We start from the raw sequence: 23,437 nt of genomic DNA on the forward strand, positions 1-23,437 counted from the left end.
TCCAGATGCCTTATTCGCCCGCATGCGCCCTCAGGCGCAGCAGATGCGGCATCTTGTTGGTGGGTTGCCCGGGATTTGGGCATCCCGAAACGTTGGCCTGCCCATCCTGTGAATACTCCATCCCGGCTGCGGCAGGCATGATTATTGTTGCATGGCTCGACGGGCAGCGTCAAGCACGCGGGCACGGGCAACCTCAAGGGGGCCGGGGACGGTGGCACCGGCAGCCGATCTGTGGCCTCCGCCCCCAAACACCGCTGCCAGGCGGCTGCAATCGACGTGGCACCGGCTGCGAAAGCTCACCTTGAACTGTCCCGGCACGTGTTCGATGAACATGAGCGCCAGTTCCGTCCCTGCCACAGTGAGCGTTGTGTTGATGATGTCTTCAGTGTCGGAGGACAAGGCCCCGGTCTCGGCGAAATCGGTGTTCAAAATGTACGAGTGAATGATGCGCCCACCGAGCTCTGTCTCCGCCCGCGCCATCGCCCGTCCCATAAGGCGGAACCTTCCCAGACGTTCGTTTTCAAAGAGTTGGCGATACAGTTTGTCCGGAACCACACCGGCCCTGGTCAGTTCCCCCGCTAATTCAAATGTTTCTGCTCGGACAGAATTGAATCGGAACCATCCCGTATCGGTGGCGATGGCTGCAAACAGAAGTTTTCCCAATCGGGGAGTGAAGGAAAACCCTAAGCGTCGCACCAACTCGGCAATGATTCGGCCGGTGGCCTCGGCCTGGGTGTCCTTGAAAAGTTCCGCCCCCAAATCATCGCCGCTCACGTGATGGTCGATGACGATTTTCTTACGGGGAAATCCCTTGATGACGGGGCCCATATCTCCCAGTTGTGCCCAGGCCGTTGTGTCGAGGACAACGAGAATATCTGCCCGCTCGATTTCCTCTTTTGCCCGAAGATCGCGCAGTTCGATGAGTTCCTGGTTTTCGTCAAGAAACTGCAGGGCAGGGGGGACGCTAAAGGCGTTGACACAGGCCACCTGCCGCCCCATTTGACGCAGAACATCTGCCAGGGCAAGCTCGCTGCCTATCGCATCGCAGTCGGGTCGAATATGTGTGGTCAGCAGAAACCTCTGATGCTCTTGTAAAACCTCTAAAAGGCGGGGCCAATCGACAACCAGCGGCGTGGTTGCGATTTTGGGGGCTTGTTCACACGACACGAGGACTCTCCCTATTTCGTGTTCCAATCTTCTTTCGACGTAAATTGAGGTCGTTGCTGTTTCCGTACAACCGCACCGACGCAGGTTGCCGCCCCTCGAACCGCAATTCTTCCTTGTGGAACGCTTCAACCCAACGTGCTCTTAAATCCGCACTTGTGCGGCAGGATGCCGGTTTTTGCTTTAAAAATTGTAGCTCACGTAGACTACTGCCAAGGAGCGTCGTTTGACGCTGGGTTTGGGTGTCGCCAATCCTATTTTCAGCTCCGGCGGACTATCAACACGGATCACGCGGCGTGATCGCTCTTCGCTTGGGCTACATACCGCTCGAAGATTGTCCGCACCTGAGATACGTCGTCGTTCATCTGCGCAATGAGCGCATCGACCGATTCGTAACGGCGGATCTCCCTCAGGTACTCAATAAATTCCACCTCCAGGAGATGTCCATAAAGATTACCCGTAAAGTCAAGAATATACACTTCGAATTTGCGTTGGCACTCTTCGAAAGTGGGATTGCCTCCAAGGCTGATTGCCGCAGGATACAGTCGTCCCTGGAGCGGAACGATCCCCGCGTAGATACCCTCCCTGGGCAAGAGGGTGGGGACGTCGTTGAGGTTGGCCGTCGGGAATCCCAGGTGACTGCCGCGACCGGCCCCCCGTACCACCCTACCGACTGTGCGGAAAGGACGGCCCAGCATTGCCGTCGCGTCCCTGAGTTTACCATCCAGCAGGCACTGGCGAATCCGCGAACTGGACACCGGTTCTTCGTTGAACAGGACAGGCGGCACAACGTGGCAATCGATCCCCTGGCGAGAACACATCAACTTTAACAAGCTGATGTCCCCGGCGCGATCCTTGCCAAAACGGAAATCGGCCCCCTCCACAATTGCCCGAGCCTTCAACCGTGTCACCAGGATCTCCTGGAAAAACTGTTCTGGCGACATTTCCAGAAGCTGCTGATTGGTGGGATAGACCAGGGTTCGATCAACGCCGGCATGAGAGAGCAGCGTGAGTTTCCGATCAAGCCAGGTGAGCGGCGGCGGTGCGCGATCCGGACTAAGGAGAAACGCCGGGTGGGGGTGAAACGTCACCACCAGTGAGGGCACACCAAGTTTCTGAGCTGTTTGGCAAAGCACGTCAAGCAGACGGGCATGCCCTCGGTGAACGCCGTCGAAGTTGCCGACGCTTACCACGCAGCCTTTCAGGTCTTGGATCTCATCCAGTTCGCGGTAGATGATCACCGGTGCGGACCTTTCGGGAATGACGGCTCCCGATGGAGTGTCTTGGCCAAGTACGCAGGGACTCCAGCCGGAAGGGGCGAACTCGGAGAATTCCAAATTATAAACCGGAATGAGCGAAGAAAGGGAGGCGAACTATTCCAGGTTCAGGGAATCAAGTGTGTGGACACGACGAAAAACTCTGGCCAAATGGCGACGGAACTGCCGAATCGCCCCGGAGTAAAAGCACGGCCGTGACGAGGATTTGCTGAGGAAGCCGGAGGCCGACGCGTCGGAAGGTTCCATGGGACTCGGTTCCCGGCTGACACATCCCCACTTTTCCTATAGCGACAGGGGCCCGGACGTCCCCGCTGGTTCGCGTCAGTCCGACGGACGCCATCGAGAACGTGCCTCCAATAGGCAGGGATTCCACGCCGAGTGCGCGTCCCGCCAGCGTCCGAATCATGCGAGGGACGGGAGGGTCAGTTCCCACCGGGTCATGTAACTGTTTCCAGAATATAACGGCGGCTCAGACAGCCGGTTCGTGATCCTTGTGAAGGGGCTCCATCACCTTCGTGTTTCGTTCGACGGCCAAAACGACTGTCCGCTGCTCCGTTCCATCGGGACTCTGTCCTACGATGGGCAGCACGTGTCGTCGGTCGGGAAGCGGTAATCGGATGGAGAACGTGCCGTCGGCGCACACGGTAACGGGTTCTCCGCGGATGGAAACATGGTATCCCGGCTGAATCTGACCGAAGACGACGAGCTCTGCGTCCACAAAGAAGCGGAAGTTGCTCCGGGGTTCAGCCTGACCTTCCACGCCGGCCCCGAGCCGCTGGATGACCGACCCGCCAAGTGGTCGTCGCAGGCGATCCTCAAGGACCTCACGCAACTCGCTCGTGTCGGTGGTGTCGTCATACCCACCGCTAAGGGCATAGATCCGTTCGAATTCGTCCGCCAGAGCACTCCAGTCCAATTCGCTGCCGGTACTCGCAGCGTGGGGGGTGCTCACGATGTTGCTCCGCGCCAGACAGAAGAACTTTCGGTCGGGCGTGGCATATCCAATGTCCACCTCGAACGACCGTGGTGGGTTGTCCACATTGATATACCAGTTATTGACACGCCCGTGAATTTCGATATCCTTCACAAACACCCGCTCGGAATGGCTGATGCCATCCCGACGCACTTCCCAGAGCCTGAGGAGAGGTCTGGCAAGGTACCAGTTCTGGGAAAGCGCGACACGTGCCCGTTCCACGCTTTGCCGGGAGATTTCCCAGTAGGCCTGGAGCCAGTAGGGATCACGAACCATCAAAATAAGACGGTCTTTAGCGGGGGTTATGTCGCCATTTGAGGTGGCCGCCAGATCCTTGCTGTCGATGAGTTCATCCTTCCATTCGTGAAGGGTTTTCTGTAACTCTGGTGATGGCGGTGCCGTGGCCACCGTTTTTTTGACAACACTGGTTTTTTCAGAGGCTTTTGAAGATCCTTTGGAACGGTTGGAGGTGGAAGAGGATTCGGCTTTGACCGTTGTTTTGCGGCTGGAACTTTTTTGAGGCTTACCGTTGGACCCGGACGTTTTGGCGGAAGAACTCGTTTTGCTGGTGGATCGACGTTGATTGGAGGTGGTGGCCTTTTTTAAGCGATTTTTCTTTTGGCGGGCTTCCTTGCGAGCGGCTTCCACGAGGGCCTGGATGAGTTCCTGTTTCCGCATGGCATGCCAACGAGGGATGCCTTTTTTCCTGGCCATTTCAGCCAGGTCCTTGACCGTGTGAAGGCTGAGTTCCGCAACGGTGATCACTGTTCGACCTCCGGCAACCGAAGCACGCCCGGTCGGGCAGGGACTGCCACGAAATCTGATCCGCGCTGGTTGCCCTTCTGTGGGCAGCAGTGCAAGGCTTTTGGCTGACGCCCGAGATGCCTTCCGGGGCCGCGGGAACGTCACACTCATAGCGAGGTCGTCCATGCCCTCGTTCGCTCGCGACGGTGGTCCAGGGGATGGTTTTCCAGTTTGTTAGGGCCCCTCTTGAGCCACAGGAGTCGAGCGGCTCCCGTTGTCGAAATGTCAATCCCATTTGCCCATTGTACACTGAGTGTGTCGAAGTCGCAACCGTGGCATATCCAGCCTTGGTGGATGACCACAGTGCGTCCAGCGGGATAAGAATCGTGGCGCGATGCACAAACCCGGCTTGCGCGGGGGAGCAGCTATTATTGGGCGTTAGTTTTTGTCTTGTGGCCAGGACTAATGTATCCTCAATGTGGGTGCATCATGAATAATACCGATAGGGGGTTTATCGTCCCCAAATGCAGACCACGCACCTTTTTGCCAGCCGAGTGAAGGGCCGCAAGCCGGAGAAGCGAGATAGGAGGAAATCGCTTGGGTGAGCCGTCACGCAATCCTCGTGACGAGGGGGATACCAGGGCGTCCTGGGCGAGGGGATACGCCATTGGGATGCAGATCGTGGGAATTGCGATGGAGTTGGTGATCCCCAGCATTGCGGGTTTTTATCTCGACCGGCGGGTGGGGACGCTACCGCTCTTTACCCTTTTGGGCACAGCTTTGGGGATCGCAGTCGGGACGATGAGCTTTGTTCAGTTTTTCTACAAGAATCTGTCCCAATCGAGTAGAGATAATCGTCGAGAACTGGATCGATCAGACCGGCGTTAGTTGGGAGTGCCCACGCACGTTGGTTTGCGATAAAGGAAGCCCAATGAACGACGCTGCGAAAGCTAATGAGGGACCTATCCTCCCCACCCGGGCAGTCTTAGGCTCGCCGATCGTCCGGTGGGGGGTTCTGGCCGTTGCCCTCGGGGTGGGAGGACTTCTGCCTGTGGCGGCGATTGTCGGGGAATTTGGAAAAGAGGTCATTCGACTTTCGGTGGCAGGAGCCGCTTGCCTCGCGGGGGCGGTTCTGGCGGGGGTGTGGGCGGAGGTGGGCGGTCAGCCAGGTACTCAGGGATGGCTCGTGCTTATCGGCGGGAGCTTGCGGATTGTTGTGCCGCTGTTTCTGCTCACCGTCGGGGCAATTTGCGCGGGATGGCTGGTCAGCGTGAGCACTTTGCTGTATTCTGTAGTGATCTATACCCTAATAGTGGGCCTGCAAACCTGGGCTGTTGCGTCGCAACTGGGCAAGAAGGCCTCAGGATCAAAGCAGCCCGAGCGATGACCTCACCGAATGCGTACATGAAAATGTTGCCGCTCGGCGAATGAGAGTCGTCGCAATTGTCCCCGTCGAGAGTTCCGTCGCAATCCTCTTTTTGCGAGTGGTGATACGATGGGCATGGATATTGCGGTAGCCGGGGAACATGTAAAGGACGCCACGTCCTTTCACTTTCCTTTCGGCTATCATGTCGAATTGCCGCTGCTGGATTTTGGCACCCTGCGATTGGGTGCGCTTGATTTGCCGGTGCTGGGTCACATTCCGGCAGTGGAGATCCCCCTTCGGCTTCAGCTCACAAAGTTCATGGTGCTGGAGCTGATTGTGGCGGTGCTTATGGTCCTTATATTTGTTCCGCTCGCCTGGCGGTTGCGCGGGGGAAGACCACCGCGAGGCCGCTTTGTGACGTTTTTTGATGTCATTTTGTGCTACATTCGTGACCAGGTGGCCCGACCCGCCATCGGTAAGCACGAGGCGGACCGATACCTGCCATTTCTGTGGAATCTGTTCTTTTTCATTCTGTTTTGCAATTTGATGGGTTTGTTGCCTTGGGCGGGGTCACCGACCGGCACCCTCAGTGTCACAGGGGCCCTAGCGGTGCTGACTTTCGCGATGGTCGTTGGGGCGGGCATTCAGGAACACGGGCTGGCGGGATATGTGAAAAGCCTCGTGCCGCACATGGAGCTGAAAGGGGTTCTGGGGATTATCCTCAAGCTCATGCTCTGGGTGATTGAGTTTGCTGGTCTGTGTATCAAGCATGCTGTGTTGGCCGTGCGTCTCATGGCCAACATGTTCGCCGGTCATTTGGTGCTGGCGGTGATCCTGAGTTTCATTGCGGCGGTGGCCAACTTTTGGCTGATTCTTTGGTTCGGAGTGACGATTGCCAGCGTCGCTGGGCAGATTGCATTGATGATGCTGGAGCTGTTCGTGGCGTTCCTTCAGGCGTACATTTTTACCTTCCTGGCAGCCCTGTTTATTGGGATGTCGATACATGCCCATTGAGATGCAGTGAGGTGACCGAGTTCCAGTCAGGTGTTGTGACTGGGAAGGTTTGTGAAGAACTGTGGGAAAGCGCGGTTCAGGAAAGGGTACCGCGAACGAATTGGGTCCTCAGCAGAGAAAGGAGACTGGCTCCGTGAACAAGTGGCTGATTGCAATCGCATTGGGGTTAATGATGTGGTCCGGTGGGACGATGGCGATGGCGGAAGAGGCCGCCGCGCCGGCTCAGGAGCAGACAGCTCAGGCCCAGCAGGTTCAGGAAGCCAAAGGCGCGAACCGGTTTTCCATCTTCTTCGGGGGGGCCTTCGGTGCGGGATTGATTATCCTGGGAGCGGGTTTCGGCATTGGTAAGATTGGTGCCGCGGCAGTCGAATCGATGTCTCGTCAACCCGAAGTGGCGGGGAACATCCAGACCGCGATGATTGTTTCCGCGGCGCTCATTGAAGGTGTGACATTCTTTGCATTGATTGTGTGTTTGATTGCCCTGTTCTTCACAGGGTGAAGGACAAGGCCGCCGATTTTGCCAGCGAGCTTTCGACGGATTGCGCCGTCTTGGCGTGGCCGAGCCCGCTGGATCTTTCCGGAAGTCCTCGACGCAGAATGGAGCAAATGGAAAGCCCAGGGATGGGCGAGACCCTCCATTGGTTGGGAGTTTCCTATGGTCAAACAGATGAGCAAATGGGCCGCACTGGCGATGATTGCTCTCGCCCTGGGTTTGGGGATGAAGAGTGCCCCGATGGCCTGGGGGGCAGAGGCAGGCGGTCACGGCGGAGAGTCCTCGGTTGCGGAAGCCGTCAATCCGCTTGACTTTCGGCAGGATCTGGCGCTTTGGACGGCGGTGGTCTTTGTGGGGGTTCTGGTGGTGCTGCGGACATTCGCATGGAAGCCGATTGCCCGGGCCCTCGATCAGCGCGAAGACCACATCCGCCGGGAAATTGAGGATGCCGAACGGGCAAATGCCGAGGCGAAACGCTTGCTGAGCGAATACCAGGCCAAGCTGGGGCAGGCGGAAAACGAAATTCGCGCGATGATCGAGAAGGCCAAACAGGAAGCCCAGCAGGTTGGTCAGTCGCTCATCGATAAGGCCAGGCAGGAGGCGGAAGAAGAGTATCGGCGCAAGCTGGAGGAGATTGAGCGGGCGACGGAGCGTGCCTTGCAGGAATTGGCCCAGCGTGGGGCGGCGTTGGCCGTGGATTTGGCGGGGAAGCTGGTGGCCGCTCGGCTCGATCCCACCGCTCACGCTCGAATGATTGAGCAGGCCATGGAAGCCATCAGCCGTCAGCGGCCTCCGGGATTGAATTGAGCGGGGCAGCTTCGGTCAATGACCCACGCGATGAGTTGGGGTGGAATGGCCAAGCAATGAGCGAACCGCGTAACGGATAGAGCAATGGCACAGGACCTGGAAGCTCGAGATGCCCGTTTTGCCGCCGAATTCGCCGGCGACGTAACGGTGGAGAAAATCGCCGCCGTATACACCGAGGCTTTTCTTAATGCCGCGGAAAAAACCGGTCAGGTCGAGGAGTTGGTGGCGGAACTGCGGGCGGTCGAGGAGGAGGTGCTCAAGCCTTTTCCCCGGTTCGCGGAATTGCTTGGCTCAGCCATCATCAATCACGAGGAAAAGCTGGGGATTCTGAATCGCGTTTTTGAAGCCCGCGTGTCCCCTCTGGTCATGAATTTCCTGCGGGTTCTCAATCGCCGTGATCGGCTGGATATTTTAGGGCCCATCGTTCGGGCGGTCCAGGAAGAATGGGACCGACGCCGAGGTCTGGTCCATTTGAAGGTCATTACCGCGACCCCGCTCGAAAAAGACCTGAAAGAGCGGCTGGAAGGTCAGCTTCGGGAGTTGGTGGGCGGGGTCCCGGTGGTCCAGTGGCAGGTGGACCCGGGGGTTATCGGCGGAATTGTGGTTCAGGTCGGTGACAAGATTCTGGATGCTTCCGTAGAGACGCAGTTGCGGAAGATCAGACAGCAGATAATCGACAGGAGTGCCCATGAGATTCAAAGCCGACGAGATCGCTTCTGTGATCCAGCAGGAGATTGAGCGGTACGAAGCGCAAATTGACGTCCGTGAGGTCGGCCGCGTGCTGGAGGTGGGTGACGGTATCGCGCGTGTCTATGGGCTCTCTGGCGTGATGGCCGGCGAAATGGTGGAATTCCCCACCGGGGTTCGTGGATTGGCGTTTAACTTGGAAGAAAACTCGGTAGGGGTGATTATTCTCGGGGACTATCTGGGGATCAAAGAAGGCGACGAGGTTCGCAGCACGGGCCAGTTGCTCAGTGTCCCGGTGGGAGAGGCTTTATTAGGGAGAGTCGTCGACCCGCTGGGGAATCCGCTCGATGGGAAAGGGCCGATTGTGACGCAGGAGCGCCGGCCGGTGGAAAGCCCGGCCCCGGGCGTTGCCCACCGTCAGCCGGTGAAGGAGCCGCTGCAAACCGGTATTAAAGCGATCGACTCCATGACCCCGATTGGACGGGGGCAGCGCGAGCTGATTATTGGCGACCGCAAAACGGGGAAAACCGCCATCTGCATTGACACAATCATCAACCAGAAGGGGACGGGCGTCAAATGTTTTTACGTGGCCATCGGCCAGAAGGAATCGAGCGTTGCCCAGATCATCGATGTGCTCCATCGCTTCGGCGCAATGGAATACACCACTGTAGTGGTGGCGGGGGCCAGTGATCCCGCGCCTCTGCAGTATGTAGCGCCATATGCGGGATGCGCCATGGCGGAGTACTTCATGTACAAAGGGGAGCACGCCCTGGTGATCTACGACGACCTGACGCGACAGGCCCAGGCGTATCGACAGCTCTCCCTTCTCATGCGTCGGCCGCCCGGTCGTGAGGCCTATCCCGGGGATATTTTCTATTGCCACAGCCGTCTTCTGGAAAGGGCTGCCAAATTAAGCGATGAACGCGGAGGTGGTTCACTGACGGCCCTTCCCATCGTGGAAACCCTCGAGGGAGAGGTTTCGGCTTATATTCCGACCAATGTGATTTCCATTACGGACGGACAGATTTATCTCCAGCCGGATTTGTTCTTTGCGGGTCAGAGACCGGCGATGAATGTCGGTATTTCGGTTTCCCGGGTGGGTGGAAAGGCACAGATTCCAGCCATGAAAAAGGTGGCGGGTGGTTTGCGGCTGGACCTGGCGGCCTTCCGCGAGTTGGAAGCTTTCGCGCAACTGGGGACCGAGCTCGATCCCGCAACCCAGGCCCGGCTGGACCGCGGTTATCGTATGACCGAACTGCTGAAGCAGGGGCAGTACCAGCCGATGCATGTGACCGATCAGGTGCTGGTCATTTATGCGGGCACCAAGGGATATCTTGACCCCATTCCGGTCGCTGAGGTGCGGACATGGGAAAAGAAATTTCTGGAACACATCCACACCAACCATAAGGCTGTCTGGCAGCGAATCACGGACACGAAAGACCTGGACGCTGAGACGGAAGAAAAGCTGGTGGCAATCCTGGACGACTTTAACCGTCAGTATCTCCAGAAGAAGGAATCCGCCGTGGCCACGGCGGCCTGAGGGTTGAAATCAACTGCAGGGGTAGGGCGGTGGCGGGTTGAAGCCATACAAATCACGGTAGTAGGGTGTTGCGATGGTAAAAGCGAGGACACTTGAACGACGTCGCCGCTCCGTCCGCAATATTCGGAAGATCACGCGGACGATGGAGCTGATTTCAACGGCACGGTTCAAGCGGGCCATGGATCGCGCCCTCGCCGCGTCGGCGTACACCCGTCGGCTGACCACGGTGCTGGGGCATCTGGTGGCGGCCGGTGCCGAGATCACGCATTCCCTCATGCAGCCGCATAATGCGGTGAAAAAAGTTGTGCTCCTTGTTCTCACCAGCAATCGGGGGCTGTGTGGGGGGTTCAACTCGTCGATTCTTCGCCTGGCCGTGGGTCGCTTGCGGTACTGGCGCGACAAAGCCGAATCCGTGCGACTGGAAGTTTCCGGAAAAAGAGGAATATCGGGGCTGAAATATCGAGGGATTGAGGTACACGAGAAATACACGCACTTCGATGCCCGACCTCGATTTGAAGACGTCAACACACTGGCCGAGCGCTATGCCCGCGAGTTTCTGACCGGCCAGATTGACCAGGTGGAAGTGGTCTACACCAAGTTCGAGTCCGCCAGTCGGCAGTATCCCGTGGTGGAAACATTATTGCCGCTGAGCGACTTCGATATTGGAGATGAAAACGGGGTATTCCACCGGGTGGAATACGAGTTTTTGCCGTCGCCGGAGAGCGTTGTGGAGGAGATTGTCCCCACTGCGTACAAAATGCGGCTTTTCAAGTGTTTTCTGGATTCGGCAGCAGCAGAACAGATTGCACGTATGGTCGCGATGAAGACGGCCACTGAGAACGCCGACCAGATGCTGGCAAACCTGAGCGTGGCGTACAATCGGGCAAGACAGACCCAGATCACGTCGGAAATCCTCGAGGTGGTCAGCGGAGCAGAGGCCCTGGAAAAACAAGGTGGGTGATCCCGGCCGAGCCGTCCAGTATGACGGGCGAAGAAAAAACGTACAGCGGCATATTTAACTGACACCGAGATAGCAAGGTAGCTGAGAACTTCGCAAATAAGAAGGGAAATCGAGGCACGTCATGACCAGTCCTAGCGTTGAAACAAAGCCAACCCGAGTGGATGTTGTTCGGGAGCCCAACTATGGGCGGATCACGCAGGTGATCGGTTCCACTTTCGATGCGGAGTTTCCCGAACATCGACTGCCGGCTATTTACAACGCGGTGAAAGTCGAGGAGGAAGTCAAGGGAATCCGCATCAATCTGACTGGTGAAGTGCAGCAGCACCTTGGTGGAGGCCGTGTCCGCTGCGTGGCCCTGGGAACCACCGATGGTCTGGTACGGGGAATGAAGTGCCTGGATACCGGGGGACCGGTGAAGGTTCCCGTGGGAAAAGGGATTCTCGGTCGGGTTTTCAACCTACTGGGAGAGCCGATCGATGATCGCGGACCGGTCGAGGCCGAAGATTGGTGGCCCATTCATCGCGAAGCGCCGCCGGTCACCGAGCTGTCCACGAAGGTGGAGGTTTTCGAGACGGGAATCAAGGTGATCGACCTTTTGACCCCGTTCGTTCGGGGTGGGAAGGCGGGATTGTTCGGTGGGGCGGGACTGGGAAAAACCGTGATCCTCACCGAGCTTATCGCCCGAATCGCCACCTCGCACGGTGGTTATTCGGTGTTCGCCGGGGTGGGGGAGCGGACCCGTGAGGGAAATGACCTCTGGCTGGAGATGCAGGAAACGAAAATCGGTTCCACGGGGCGACGCGTCATCGAGCAAACGTGCATGGTGTTCGGCCAGATGAACGAGCCGCCTGGGGCTCGCTTGCGGGTGGCGCTTTCCGCCCTCACCATGGCGGAATATTTCCGCGACACCACCGGAGCGGACGTGCTCCTGTTCATTGACAACATATTCCGTTTCTCTCAGGCAGGAAGCGAGGTTTCCGCGCTACTTGGACGGATGCCGTCCGCGGTGGGTTACCAACCCACGCTGGCCACGGAGATGGGGGCCCTTCAGGAACGGATCACATCCACGTCCCGCGGGGCCATTACCTCGGTGCAGGCGGTATACGTGCCTGCCGACGACCCCACGGACCCTGCCCCGGCCACGGCATTTGGTCAGTTGGATGCGTTTATCTACCTGGAACGCTCGATCGCAGAGAAGGGGATCTATCCCGCTGTGGACCCGCTTGCCTCGTCCAGTCGGCTACTGGATCCCCAGTATGTGGGTGAGCGGCATTACAACATCGCCCGGCGGGTGCAGAGAATCCTCCAGCGTTACCGCGAGTTGCAGGACATCATCGCGATCCTGGGTGTGGAAGAATTGAGTGAAGAGGACAAGCTGATCGTTCACCGAGCACGGCGGATCGAGCGATTCCTGTCTCAGCCGTTCCTGGTAGCCGAGGCCTTCACCGGCAGGCCGGGCGAAATCACGCCGCTCTCCGAAACCATCCGTAGCTTCGAGGAACTGGTGGACGGAAAGTGGGATCATCTGCCTGAGCAGGCGTTCATGTACGTGGGATCCATCGAGCAGGCCGCCGAGCAGGCCGAGCGGATGAAATTTGAAGCCAAGAAGAAATAACCGGGGCTGGGCCTTTGACCCGGCAGTCCGTGGTCTTGAGGAAGTGAGTCTAAAGAATGGCTGGGCTCCGCTGCATCGTTGTCACGCCCGAGCGAAAAGTGCTGGAAGAAACAGCCGATGCCGTAACCGTCCCCCTGCCGGATGGAGAGCTGGGGATTTATCCCCTCCATGCGCCGCTTATTGGCCGGCTGGGCGCAGGCGAGCTGCGCGTGCGACAGGGGGAGAAACTCCGTCGGTTTTATGTGGAAGGCGGCTTCGTGGAAGTCCTGAATGATGTCGTGTCCGTTGTGACGACGAGGGCCCTCACCGTTCGGGAACTGGCCCCCGATGTACTCCATCAGCAATTGGAGCAGGTCATCCAGACCCGTGCTGCCGGTGATGAAGCCATCGCCGAGCGGAATGCCCAGGCGGCTCGGTTGCGGGCCATGCTCCGCATCGCGCGACGGGGAGAGTGAATTCGCGTCTCACCCTGCCGAGGATAACCCTTTCCTATTCCGCGGGCCGGTTGGTCAAGAAACGGGTAGGAGGATCTGGCCTGGGAAAAACGGGGAACTGGGAAGAGTGGTTCTTTCCCACGGAGTCCAGACGACCAGCGCGTGGGCACTTTGCGGAAAAGCCACACAAGCCGCGACGGCATCAGGCGGGGTAAAGTTGATGGGGCATTCGAAGAGCCTTGTCCACTCGGGGATATCGCCTGCTTGAATGAGCTCCACCCATCGGCAACGTGCGCGAAGGTTGGGTCTGGCCGCCTTGGGCATCCTGGGCTGGTTGAGCGTTTGGGTAACCTTCTTTCGAAAAAGCGTCTTTTCCGATTCACTTCCACTCTTTCGGGATGGGGCTAATCTCTACTATCCGCTTTGGCTTTTGATCCGGGATCAGGTTCACGCGGGTGGGTGGCCCTGGTGGAATCCTTACTTAGTTCTCGGCACTCCCCTGGCGGCCGAAGGCATTGCCGGACTCTTTTACCCTGGCATTGTGATTTTTTTGCTCCCTCTGCCCTACCGATGGTGCTATTTGCTTTTCCTGTTGGGACACATGGCTCTGGCCGGCTGGGGTGCGTTTAAGTTGGCCCGGCGGATCGGTGTTTCACCCCTGGCGGCCTGCTGGGCGGCGTTAGCTTACCCTTTTTCGGGCTATCTGCTGTTTCAAATCTATAATCCAATTTACCTGATCAGTGGGGCCTGGCTCCCCTTCGCATTGGCGGGCTTATTTGAGCTGTTGTTTGTACGTCAGCCAAATGTTCCTGACCCACGCGGAAGCGCCAGTCCACGGTCCGAGCTGTTGTGGTCGGCCGGGATGACAGCGCGTGATCTTCGCCGCGCCACGCGTCCGCTGCTCGAAAGTGCCGTGTCTCTGGCGATGATGTGTCTGGGAGGCGACCCACAAACCGCCTACCACTGTGGACTCGTGGCACTTGTTACTTGGCTGGTGCGGGGCGCGATCGACCTGAGGAACTTGCGGGCCCACGGCATGGAGATGAAAGTCGCCTGGATGGCTTGCATCTGCTCTGCAGGCGTGAAGCTCTTGCTGATGTCTGTGTTGGCTTTCCTGTTGGCTGCGGTACAGCTTGTACCCACGGCGCTCTATGCCAGCCGTAGTGATCGCGCTCTCCTGGCCGGTGGGACAAACCAGATCGAAGAGCCCACCATCGATCCTGTTGGTTGCCCGAATTTTGAACCCTCCTCGCAGGACACCCGCTGGTGGCAAAAGGTAGCAGAACGAGAAATGCACTCTTATTACCGATCGATTTACGATTTTTCAACGCCTTTATATCGCTGGATCGAGTATCTCTGGCCGAATTTTGGGGGGCGTCCTTTTCCATACCATACGCGGTGGATGACGGCCGTGGTTGAGGAAGGCCGGTGGTGGGTACCGACGCTCTATCAGGGAATCATGACGGCTTTTCTGGCGATACTGGCAGCCAAAATGTTTTTCCAGAGTAAAGCTGCGAACAGGCTCCGATCGCACCGCGCGACAGGCAACCAACTGCCGCCCAGCAGCTTCACCTGCTCCACACCGGACGAGCTTCCCTCCGTTACGGATTCTCCTCGTGCAATAGGGCGGGTGTGGCTGACGTGGATGGGCGGGCTAGCGGCGGTGGCGGCGCTGGGATGGTATGGACCGGCAGGCGTGCTCACGGAAGTGGTGCGGATGTCAACCGGCTGTGATTTAAGCCAAGCAGGACTCCTACCGCCTGCGGGAGGGGTGTATTGGTTGCTCGTTCACTGTTTGCCGCGTTATGCCCTCTTTCGGTATCCTTCCAAGTGGCTGGTGTTTTCCGCCCTGGCTTTGGCTATTCTGGCGGCCCTCGGGCTAGACGAGATTCAACGAGATCGCGGCCTTGCGAAGAGGCTTGTCCGCCACTTGCTCGTCGCCGGAGGAATTGTGACTTTGGCCGGTGTGGTGCTCGTGGCCGCATTCCACCAGGGACAGTGGTGGTCCGGCGCGGCCGATGACGTGCTTTTTGGACCATTTCAGAGAGAGCTCGCGGCACGCGAAACGGTTGCCACCGCTATTTCTCTGCTGGCGGTGATCGCGGCAGTGGCGGTTGCAGTCCGGTGGTTTCCCGCCTCTTTCTGGCCGATTGCGTTTCTGGCTGTGCTTGCGGTTGATTTGGTGCTTCACAATGGCTGGCTCGTGGTGGCGGTGCGTCCGCCGGAAGTCTCGCGTCTGCCGACATCGTCGAGGATTCCGCGACGCTTCTGGGAGCCGTGGTGCGTTTACCCTTCTCAGTGGAGTACCCATGCCTCGCCCAATCGGCTGCAGGAGATTTGCGATTGGGAATACGCGACGGGCGCCTTTCGCTGGGGGATGCTGCGCGGTGAAGCGCCGCTTGAAAACTACGGCACGTTCCTCCCCGCCGAGCAGGCGGTTCTCCTGTCGCTTCTTCGCGCGTGGCGATTTCAATCAGGCGAGGCGACCCCACCGCCATCGTGGCTTGCGCAATTAGGGGTGGGCCTGGGCGCGCCGACTTCGCCACACCATGACGGTTCACCCACCTCAAGCGGTTTCGCCGCGACTGCTGACGAGACCTCATGGGTGGAAGTCACGCACGACTGGGAGCCTTTCCCGGCCCAGCACGCGAGTCTTGCCGACACGTGGGAGCGGATCGCCACCATTCAATTTCCCGGCGGACAGCCAAGGGCACAAAACGATACCCACAGAGTGGAATGGCATGGGCTGGACACGAAAGAGATTCCTATCAATCGACCAAGACTCGGCCATCTTTCTCAGACGGAATCGAGTGAATTTGCCAACATCCTTCGCTATCAACCGGGAAAAATTGAAATGCGGGTGCGACTTCTCCATGCGGGGCTTGTCATTCTGCGCGAGGGCGCCGACCCGGGCTGGCGTGTGGCGGTCAGGTCTGGGGAGGGAAGGGATGCATTCGCCTGCCACCCGCTCCGAGTGGATGGCGTGTTCATGGGGCTGTTTTTATCACCGGGAGATTGGCTCCTTACCTGGACGTATCATCCCCCGGGACTTGCTTTCGGGGCGGCCCTCTCCGTGTGTGGGTGGAGCCTGGTGTGGGGAATGGCCTTGTTCAGTCCAATTGCCCGCGTTGTGTCACGCCGAACCAGAAAAAACCTTGCGCCCGGGACTGAATCCCCCGGGACGCTGAAAAGAGCGGGAGAGTGAAGGGCAACCTATTCAAGCGGCGTCCTGGGCGGCTTTGCCATTGGCCAGGCTATCCTCCGGCCGGAGTTCCTCGCACTTTTCGCGGATGCGAAGATTGGGGCGCTCGAGCAGGACCGTCGAATGCGGGGGAACGGAGCGGGTCAGCCAGACGCTGGAACCAATCACTGAGTCGTGCCCCACGACAGTTCGACCGCCCAGGACAGTGGCATTCGCGTAGATGACCACGCGATCCTCGATGGTGGGGTGACGTTTGGTCCCGCGGACGAGCCGACCTTCCGAGTCTGTGGGAAAACTGAGCGCTCCCAGTGTGACGCCCTGATACAGCTTGACGTGGTGGCCGATCTCGCACGTCTCCCCAATGACCACGCCCGTGCCGTGATCAATGAAAAAGTACGTGCCGATTTTGGCTCCGGGATGAATATCAATGCCCGTGCGGCTGTGGGCCCATTCTGTCATCATCCGTGGGATGAGAGGAACCTCGAGTTCGTGGAGGAGATGGGCAAGACGATACACCGTGACCGCCTCAAAACCGGGATAGCAGAGGATGACCTCGTCGAGGGACTTACACGCGGGATCACCCTCGTAGGCAGCCTGAACATCCAGCGCCAGGATCTTTCGCAATTCGGGCAGTTGCTCAAGAAAGGCCAGTGTCTTGGCCTGTCCCAGGGCCTCAAAGTCGGCCAGCCTCATCGGGTCGCACTCGGCGGCGTGATTGGCCTCGTGACGCAAAGCGCGAGCAATCTGCTGCGTCAAAAGGTCGTGCAATTTATCCACCAAGTCACCCACGTAGTAGACCACATTTCCCATGTGGAGGCCGTCGCGTCGGCGGTAACCGGGGAACAAGATTTCCTTCATCCACTCGGTGGCTTGAATGACGGCCTCGTAGTTGGGGAGCGGACAATGGCCGAGATGGCTTGTGCTACCATGGGTGCGGTACGTTTCCACCAGTCGGTTAGTGATTTCGGGCAACTTTTCCTTTAGGCGGAAATCTGAAGCCATGGCCTTGTCTCCGGTAATCGGGGCGATCTGATTGACTGCGGTGCGACTTTTCGATCAAAGGTATCAGAACGTGTTATCAATTCGTGGGCGCTAAACGGAAACGAATCGGGCTTTATCAGAAATTGACCCATCGGGGGGTGGACTGAGGGAAGAAGACCAAAACAACGACTTTTTCGGTAAAGATTGTGTCGCTTCTGTCCGGTTTACGCCGGACAGCGACACCCTTTCAGACATGAGCCCGCCACGATTTGGAGGATCACAGCCAGACCTTCCTCCCGTGTAGACCAAGAGTTCCCCTCTTGAATTATGGTAGCAAGGCCTGTCACAAAAACAAGGCTTGGCAAGTCGCCGACGAATAATATCGTTTTTCCTGATATTCGGCTCCTTTCAACAGCGGGAACCGACGGATGTTATACCATCGTTATACTTTTTCTATGCTGTTTAGATTTTCATAAGTCGCCAACCACCATCGTGGCCGTTTCTTCCCTCAGCCCGTAAACTAACCAGAACGGCAAAGATAACGCTTCAACCGAACCATTCGAAAATACACCATTTATGATCGAACTTGATCGCTTTACCAAAAAATACGGGAGTTTTTGCGCGGTCGACCGCGTGAGTTTTCAGGTGACGCCTGGTGAAGTCTTTGGTTTCATCGGCCGAAACGGGGCCGGTAAAACGACCACGATTCGCTTCCTGGCCACGTTGATTCGGGCGACGGCTGGCGACGGCATGATCGCCGGCTACAGTGTCACACGGCAGCCGCGCGAGGTTCGCCGCCACCTGGGTTATGTCCCAGATACTTTTGCCGAATTCCCCAGTTTTCGGGTAAAGGGCTTTCTCGATTTTTTTGCCCGTGCTTACGGAGTGCCCCGGCAAATCAGGCGACGTCGGGTGGAGGACCTGCTGGAGCGGCTCGGCCTGGCCGCCTACGCGAAAACCGATGTGCGAAAGCTTTCCCGCGGGTTGAAGCAGCGACTCTATCTGGCGCGGGCACTGGTCCATGATCCCCCTGTTCTCATTCTCGATGAACCGACGGCGGGACTCGATCCAGTTGCCCGAATGGAGTTCAAATCCCTTCTCAAGGAATGGGCTGCCGAGGGAAAGGCTATCCTTCTTTCCAGCCATAACCTGGCTGAGCTGGCGGACATGGTCACCCATGTGGGCATCATCGAGCGGGGGCGCATGGTTGTTTCGGGGACACTGCGAGAAGTTTTAACAAAAACAGATCGGCGGCCCCGCGTCCGTGTGCACTACCTGGGGGCGCCCGATCGATTGGAGACCACCCTGAGAAATTTACCCCAGGTCCGGTGGAGTAGAACTGAAAACGGGCAGGTGATTTTGGAACTTGTGGAATCGTCCCAGAAGGGAGAGGTGGTTTTTGCCCAGGTTCTGCGAACGCTCGTCATGGCCGGGATTGACGTTGTCGAGTATCAGCCGCTTTTGCCCACGCTGGAAGAATTGTTTATGCAGGCGACGGCCGGGAACGCCCTAGAGGAAAGTCAACGCGTGTGATGGCTCGAGTCCCTGTGCTTGTTGTCGGCTAAACCGCCCGTCATGTCCGCTCATCGGTGCCCGGCAGATTCCGCATTTCAAGCTCAGGGGAATCGGCAAACAATGTTCCCGCCCAGGGATTTAGCGCGGCGCAGGGCCTGATCGGCCTGCTGGATCATTTCTTCCGCTATTTTTGCGACGGGCTTGCCGGACGTTGACAAAGGATACGGGGAGATGACCGTCACTCCGGCGCTGGCTGTGAGGACCTTGTCGTCGAGATCGACAATCTTGATGGCGAGCTGTTCACGCACACGGTCCGCGATCGGTTCCGCCGGCACGTTGGGGTCGATGATGCAGACCAGCGCGATTTCGTCTCCGCCCCAGCGAAAAAGATAATCGCTTCGCCGGCATGCCTGCCGGGCGGCCAGTCCAACATTCCGCAAAAGTTCGTCCCCTCGGCGATGCCCCAGGATGTCATTGACTGATTTGAAGTTGTCCAGGTCAAACAGCGCCACCACCATTTGCTGATGTGTTCTTTTGGCCTGTTGCCATACGGAGCGAAACACCCTGGGCCAGGCCCTGCGGTTGAGCAGACCCGTTAAGGGGTCGCGGAAGGCCGCGCGTTTCAGCCTTCGCACCAGGTGTTGCCGCCGACCGAGCATGAATCGCAACCGTGCGAGCTTTGCGAGCAGTCGCAGGACCTCTCCCACGGCCTCGGGGGGAGTGTCTTCCGGAAGAGCAACATCCCCTGGCAAGTCACAGCCCAAGGAGACGATGTGCACGGGAACTGGTTTTCGCCGATCGCTGTCGCCGGAATGAAGCAGTTGGCCAAGCTCTTCCGCGGAGACCGCGCGATCCGTGAGCAAAATGACACCTGGCCGGGGAGTAAAGGGAGGTTTTTCGGGCTGGGAAACGCCGGGAGCGACATGCTCAGCGCTAAACTTGGACGGTTGGGAAACATTGGCCGATAGCACAAAGATGTCGCCCAGCTCACCGGGAATGAGATGGTCCACCGCCTCGCGGAGTCTGTTCCACTGCGTCGGTTCCAGAAGTACCACCAGTGAGGGGCGAAATAAGCGGGCCATGGACGGAATCTGTAGACACCTCGTCCGTTGAAATTGAAAGTCCATATCCGTGATGGGCTAGACGTCCTTGCGGGGCGAAAGTCCGCGCCTTAGAATCGGCCAAATGATGCATCGCCGGAAACAGCCGATTGCCCATACGCGCGTTCTATTGTGCGTGTTTGGCTTCGGGCTGAAAAGGTCACGAACTGGGAGGTTGATCAAACGGGCAGGTTTGGGGGATGGTGACCGTCGGGCGTAGGTGATTCGCTCAAAGAGAGTGCTCGTCAGATGGACGAATTTCAATCCCAGCTTCTGGAACTGCGTGCAGGTTGGTCCCGCCGCGACCTGCTTGGCCTGGAAGAACTCTCGGCGGAAGAGATTGTTTGCATCCTGGATACGGCGGAAGTATTTCGCCGGGCGTTTGACCAGGGGATCAAAAAGTGGTCGCTTTTAACGGGCAAGACGTGCGTCAATTTATTCTTCGAAAATTCCACGCGAACCCGCAACAGCTTTTCCCTGGCTGCGCGTCGATTGGGGGCTGATGTGGTGGATTTCTCCGCGGCCACAAGCAGCCTCTCCAAAGGCGAAACGGTGGTGGACACGGCGCGGAATCTCGAGGCCATGGGGATCGACGCGGTGGTCGTGCGGCACAGCACTCCTGGGACGCCCCATTTGCTGGCCAAATCACTGCGTTGCTCGGTCATTAACGCAGGAGACGGAGCCCACGAACATCCCACCCAGGGGCTTTTGGATATCCTGACCATTCGGCGGCGGCTGGGAAGAGTCGAGGGCCTTACCGTGGCGCTGGTCGGTGATATCGCCCACAGTCGGACAGCCCGGTCCAATATCTGGGGCCTGAAAAAGCTGGGCGCGCACGTCATTGTTTGTGGGCCATCGACCCTCGTCTCACGGGATTGGGAGAAGTTGGGGGTTGAGTACTCTTACAGCCTGGATGAGATTCTGCCCCGGGTGGACGTGCTGAATTTGTTGCGTATCCAGTTTGAGCGACAGACACGACGGCCATTCCCCTCTGTCCGCGAATATGCCCTGCTATACGCCATGAATGCGGAGCGCCTGGCCCGAACAAAGCCAGGTATCCTGATCATCGCCCCTGGGCCAATCAATCGCGGTGTGGAAGTTACCGCCGACGTGGCTGACGGCGAGCATTCGGCGATTCTGGATCAGGTGACAAACGGTGTGGCCGTCCGAATGGCCGTCCTCTGGTTGCTGACGAGCGCACCAGATCAGAAGCGATCACCAGTCAAAGCGTGCCTGTAGCACGGCGGCTTTAACGTGTGGTCGGCGGTGTCAGACGTGATGGTCGGGAAAGCACATCGCCGAAGGGAAAAAGTAGAAAACGTGGTCGTGCGGGAGTCGCCGTGCAGTAAATGGCGAGGAATGAAACATGGAGCGGATTCTGATTCGCGGTGGACGGGTCATCGATCCCAGTCAAGGACTGGATGATAACATTGACATCCTTATCGAGGACGGAAAGATTGCTGCGTACAATCCGACGGCGAGAGGTGACGAGCGGGTGATCGACGCCCGGGGAAAAATTGTCTCGCCGGGTTTGATCGATATGCACGTTCATCTCCGTGAGCCCGGCCATGAAGATGATGAGACGATTGCCACGGGAACCCGGGCGGCGGTCGCGGGAGGATTTACCTCCATCGCCTGCTGCCCCAACACCGATCCCCCCATTGACACTCCGGCGACTGTGGAATTTGTCCGTCAGAAAGCGGCACGCGACGGGCACTGCAATGTTTACGTGATCGCCTGCGTCAGCAAGGACCGCAAGGGAGAGGAACTTGCGGAAATCGGCCAACTCGTGGCGGTAGGAGCGGTTGCCTTCAGCGATGATGGGGCGCCGGTTTACGACCCGGAATTGATGCGGCGAGCGTTTGAGTACTGTCTGATGTTCGACAAGCCGGTGTGTAATCATTGTGAGATTCCCGAGCTTACTCGCAATGGGGTAATGCACGAGGGGCTGGTGTCATTAATCCTGGGTTTGCCGGGAATTCCCGCGGCGGCAGAGTCGGTCATGGTAGCCCGCGATATTGCCCTGGCGGAAGCCACGGGCGGACGCCTCCATGTGATGCACGTTTCCACTCTGGGGAGTGTGGAGGCCATTCGCCGGGCGAAAGCCCGCGGAGTCCGCGTGACCGCGGAGGTGACACCTCATCATTTCACGCTCACCGATGAGTCGCTCCGTGCGTTTGACTCGAACTTCAAAATGAATCCCCCTCTGCGTTCCGAAGAACACGTCAAGGCGTGCCTGGAAGGCCTGCGCGACGGCACAATCGACGTTATCGCCACCGATCACGCTCCTCACGCCAAGGAAAAGAAGATGCAGGAGCTGGACCGGGCACCGTTTGGTGTGGTGGGGCTGGAGACGGCCCTCCCTCTTGTCATCATGCGGCTCATCAAGCCCGGTATTCTCTCGTGGTCCGAGGCGCTCGCCAAACTGACCATCAATCCCGCCCGCATTCTTGGAATTCCCAAGGGAACCCTGCAAATTGGTGCGGACGCCGATGTCACGGTCATCGATCCCGATGTGAGGTGGATGGTCGAGCCGGAGCAGCTCCATTCCAAGTCGAAGAACACGCCGTTTGCCGGCTGGGCGTTGGAAGGTCGCGCGACAGTTGTCATTGTCGGCGGGGTGATAAAATACCAATTGGGTGAGCAGGCTTAACGGCGTGTCGGCCGCAAGGTGCGGGGCAGGCTCCTCTTAGATGTCGGCTGAGGATGGGAGACCCGGGTAGGTGATCCGATATTTGATCGATGGCTACAACTTTCTCAACTGCTCGGGGATCGAAGTGAAGGATTCCGGGGCGGCGGGTATCACCCCCCTGGGGTTGGCGCGTCAGGCGCTCCTGAATTTTCTCGTAGAACATCTCACTCCCGAAGAAGCCCGGGAAACCCTTGTGGTCTTCGATGCTCACAGCCCTCCGCGACCGCTCCCCACCGAGTTTGAATACTGCGGCATTTCGGTGAAGTTTGCCGTGCGGTATCCCGATGCCGATTCGCTCCTTGAGCGACTCATCAACGAGCATACTTCGCCGCGGAAGCTGACGGTCATCTCCAGCGATCACCGTATTCAGCGGGCGGCACGTCGCCGTCGGGCCAAATTCGTGGATAGCGAGAAGTGGTATCGCGAATTGCTCATTCGGGCGTCTTATCGCGGGCCGACGTCCCCTCGCTCGAGTGACGCTGCATCCAAGTTGCCCGATGTTTCCAACATGAATACCGAGGACTGGCTCCGACTGCTCGGAGTATCCGAAGACGCCACCAGCGAGGACCCGGAAGCCATTCCTCAAGCGCAATCCCGGCAGGATTCAGAGGCGAGAACTCCTGGCGAGGCTCAGCCGACCCCGGAAGTGCCCAAGCAGGGCGCGGCAGCCAGCAGCGAAGAACAGATTCAGGAATCGCTTCCCGAACTGTTGCCGGCAGTGGATTTCGGTTTCACTCCGGATGAGCTGGAGCAACCGATCGACGCGTTGGATGAACGGGATCTTGCGCGAATGCGGCGCCCTCGCCACCGTCGGCCACCCCGTCGCCAGGGTTAGTTTGCACGATTGCTGTTAGGAGGGTACGCGGTCAGGC

The 23,437-nt window shown here is 58.3% G+C and carries 20 protein-coding genes; 15 read left to right on the forward strand and 5 right to left on the reverse strand.

Features of this window, described 5'->3' with window-relative positions; translation table 11 throughout:
- Nucleotides 1–141 precede the first annotated feature (141 nt).
- The 3 genes from THTE_RS04195 to THTE_RS04210 all read right to left on the reverse strand — a co-directional run bounded on the left by THTE_RS04195 (nt 142) and on the right by THTE_RS04210 (nt 4,179).
- Nucleotides 142–1,167, reverse strand: a complete 1,026-nt coding sequence (locus THTE_RS04195) for a DHH family phosphoesterase (protein WP_237260199.1) — start codon at nt 1,165–1,167, stop codon at nt 142–144.
- Nucleotides 1,168–1,451: 284 nt separating this feature from the next.
- The gene (locus tag THTE_RS04200) at nt 1,452–2,405 is read right to left on the reverse strand and encodes a bifunctional riboflavin kinase/FAD synthetase (protein WP_157731722.1); all 954 of its coding nucleotides are present in this window, start codon (nt 2,403–2,405) and stop codon (nt 1,452–1,454) included.
- A 505-nt stretch (nt 2,406–2,910) separates the two neighbouring features.
- Complete coding sequence (locus THTE_RS04210; protein ID WP_168175784.1) at nt 2,911–4,179, reverse strand: DUF4912 domain-containing protein; 1,269 nt, start codon at nt 4,177–4,179, stop codon at nt 2,911–2,913.
- A gap of 576 nt (nt 4,180–4,755) precedes the next feature.
- On the opposite strand from THTE_RS04210, the gene THTE_RS04215 reads away from it, so the two are divergent.
- From THTE_RS04215 to THTE_RS04265, 11 genes are all read left to right on the forward strand, one after another.
- On the forward strand, nt 4,756–5,046 hold the full coding sequence (locus THTE_RS04215; protein WP_207651779.1) for an AtpZ/AtpI family protein: 291 nt from the start codon (nt 4,756–4,758) through the stop codon (nt 5,044–5,046).
- A gap of 43 nt (nt 5,047–5,089) precedes the next feature.
- Nucleotides 5,090–5,545, forward strand: coding sequence for a hypothetical protein (locus THTE_RS04220; protein ID WP_095414258.1), 456 nt, complete (start codon nt 5,090–5,092; stop codon nt 5,543–5,545).
- A 108-nt stretch (nt 5,546–5,653) separates the two neighbouring features.
- Nucleotides 5,654–6,538, forward strand: coding sequence for a F0F1 ATP synthase subunit A (atpB, locus tag THTE_RS04225; protein WP_095414259.1), 885 nt, complete (start codon nt 5,654–5,656; stop codon nt 6,536–6,538).
- A gap of 133 nt (nt 6,539–6,671) precedes the next feature.
- Nucleotides 6,672–7,037 (forward strand): ATP synthase F0 subunit C, encoded by a 366-nt coding sequence (gene atpE / locus THTE_RS18495; RefSeq protein ID WP_249776157.1) that lies wholly within the window; start codon nt 6,672–6,674, stop codon nt 7,035–7,037.
- A gap of 156 nt (nt 7,038–7,193) precedes the next feature.
- Nucleotides 7,194–7,838, forward strand: a complete 645-nt coding sequence (atpF, locus tag THTE_RS04235; protein WP_095414260.1) for a F0F1 ATP synthase subunit B — start codon at nt 7,194–7,196, stop codon at nt 7,836–7,838.
- 84 nt (nt 7,839–7,922) lie between these two features.
- The gene (atpH, locus tag THTE_RS04240; protein WP_095414261.1) at nt 7,923–8,576 is read left to right on the forward strand and encodes an ATP synthase F1 subunit delta; all 654 of its coding nucleotides are present in this window, start codon (nt 7,923–7,925) and stop codon (nt 8,574–8,576) included.
- Nucleotides 8,527–10,065: a F0F1 ATP synthase subunit alpha gene (atpA, locus tag THTE_RS04245; protein WP_095414262.1), complete on the forward strand. Its 1,539-nt coding sequence runs from the start codon at nt 8,527–8,529 to the stop codon at nt 10,063–10,065. Before atpH ends, atpA begins: the two co-directional genes overlap by 50 nt.
- 73 nt (nt 10,066–10,138) lie before the next feature.
- On the forward strand, nt 10,139–11,026 hold the full coding sequence (atpG, locus tag THTE_RS04250; RefSeq protein ID WP_095414263.1) for an ATP synthase F1 subunit gamma: 888 nt from the start codon (nt 10,139–10,141) through the stop codon (nt 11,024–11,026).
- Nucleotides 11,027–11,147: 121 nt separating this feature from the next.
- Nucleotides 11,148–12,641 carry a F0F1 ATP synthase subunit beta gene (gene atpD, locus THTE_RS04255; RefSeq protein WP_095414264.1) on the forward strand — a complete coding sequence of 498 codons (1,494 nt, stop codon included), beginning with the start codon at nt 11,148–11,150 and terminating at the stop codon, nt 12,639–12,641.
- Nucleotides 12,642–12,697: 56 nt separating this feature from the next.
- Nucleotides 12,698–13,096: an ATP synthase F1 subunit epsilon gene (atpC, locus tag THTE_RS04260; RefSeq protein WP_095414265.1), complete on the forward strand. Its 399-nt coding sequence runs from the start codon at nt 12,698–12,700 to the stop codon at nt 13,094–13,096.
- A 247-nt stretch (nt 13,097–13,343) separates the two neighbouring features.
- Nucleotides 13,344–16,280 carry a glycosyltransferase family protein gene (locus tag THTE_RS04265; RefSeq protein ID WP_095414266.1) on the forward strand — a complete coding sequence of 979 codons (2,937 nt, stop codon included), beginning with the start codon at nt 13,344–13,346 and terminating at the stop codon, nt 16,278–16,280.
- Between the two features lie 12 nt (nt 16,281–16,292).
- On the opposite strand, the gene epsC is transcribed toward THTE_RS04265, so the two are convergent.
- A complete protein-coding gene (gene epsC / locus THTE_RS04270) occupies nt 16,293–17,279 on the reverse strand; it encodes a serine O-acetyltransferase EpsC (protein ID WP_095414267.1) in 987 nt (328 codons plus the stop codon).
- Nucleotides 17,280–17,834: 555 nt separating this feature from the next.
- On the opposite strand from epsC, the gene THTE_RS04275 reads away from it, so the two are divergent.
- Entirely contained in the window at nt 17,835–18,791 is a 957-nt protein-coding gene (locus THTE_RS04275; protein ID WP_095414268.1) for an ABC transporter ATP-binding protein, read from the forward strand.
- Nucleotides 18,792–18,874: 83 nt separating this feature from the next.
- On the opposite strand, the gene THTE_RS04280 is transcribed toward THTE_RS04275, so the two are convergent.
- Nucleotides 18,875–19,855, reverse strand: coding sequence for a GGDEF domain-containing protein (locus THTE_RS04280; RefSeq protein WP_157731724.1), 981 nt, complete (start codon nt 19,853–19,855; stop codon nt 18,875–18,877).
- 267 nt (nt 19,856–20,122) lie between these two features.
- Between THTE_RS04280 and THTE_RS04285 the strand changes: the two genes are divergently transcribed.
- From THTE_RS04285 to THTE_RS04295, 3 genes are all read left to right on the forward strand, one after another.
- The gene (locus tag THTE_RS04285) at nt 20,123–21,112 is read left to right on the forward strand and encodes an aspartate carbamoyltransferase catalytic subunit (protein ID WP_095414270.1); all 990 of its coding nucleotides are present in this window, start codon (nt 20,123–20,125) and stop codon (nt 21,110–21,112) included.
- Between the two features lie 127 nt (nt 21,113–21,239).
- Nucleotides 21,240–22,526, forward strand: a complete 1,287-nt coding sequence (locus tag THTE_RS04290) for a dihydroorotase (protein WP_095414271.1) — start codon at nt 21,240–21,242, stop codon at nt 22,524–22,526.
- Nucleotides 22,527–22,596: 70 nt separating this feature from the next.
- On the forward strand, nt 22,597–23,400 hold the full coding sequence (locus tag THTE_RS04295; RefSeq protein ID WP_095414272.1) for an NYN domain-containing protein: 804 nt from the start codon (nt 22,597–22,599) through the stop codon (nt 23,398–23,400).
- The last annotated feature ends 37 nt before the right edge of the window (nt 23,401–23,437 follow it).

The organism is Thermogutta terrifontis, from assembly GCF_002277955.1.
In the GTDB taxonomy this organism is placed as follows: Bacteria; Planctomycetota; Planctomycetia; order Pirellulales; family Thermoguttaceae; genus Thermogutta; species Thermogutta terrifontis.